Annotated in this window: 1 protein-coding gene; it reads left to right on the top strand. The window is 66.4% G+C overall.

Annotation, left to right across the window (positions count from 1 at the left end; translation table 11 throughout):
- Positions 1–7: 7 nt before the first annotated feature.
- On the top strand, positions 8–339 hold a 332-nt coding region (locus tag IO40_RS36680; protein WP_341833166.1), incomplete at its 3' end, for a KR domain-containing protein.

Raw genomic sequence — 339 nt, 5'->3', positions numbered from 1 at the left:
TGCCGGGGTGGAGGTGGTGGCGTGTGATGTCGGTGTCCGCCGCGAGGTGGAAGACCTGTTCGAGCGCTTTGAAGTTTCTGCGGTGGTGCATGCGGCGGGGGTGCTGGATGACGGTGTGGTCGGCGGTTTGACGGTTGACCGGCTGGGTGGGGTGTGGGAGGCGGAGGCGGGTGCGGCCTGGCATCTGCATCATGCGCTGGGTGACCGTGAACTGGATGCGTTCGTTGTGTTCTCTTCTGCGGCTGGTGTGTGGGGTCTGGGGCGGGTTGTGGCGTTGGAGGAGCCGGATCGGTGGGGTGGTCTGGTGGATGTGCCGGTCGAGCCTGTGGGGGGTTCGGT

Source organism: Streptomyces albus subsp. albus (assembly GCF_000725885.1).
GTDB lineage: Bacteria > Actinomycetota > Actinomycetes > Streptomycetales > Streptomycetaceae > Streptomyces > Streptomyces albus.
The sequence above is the reverse complement of the archived record's forward strand: the minus strand, read 5'-3'. Positions and strand labels throughout refer to the sequence as shown.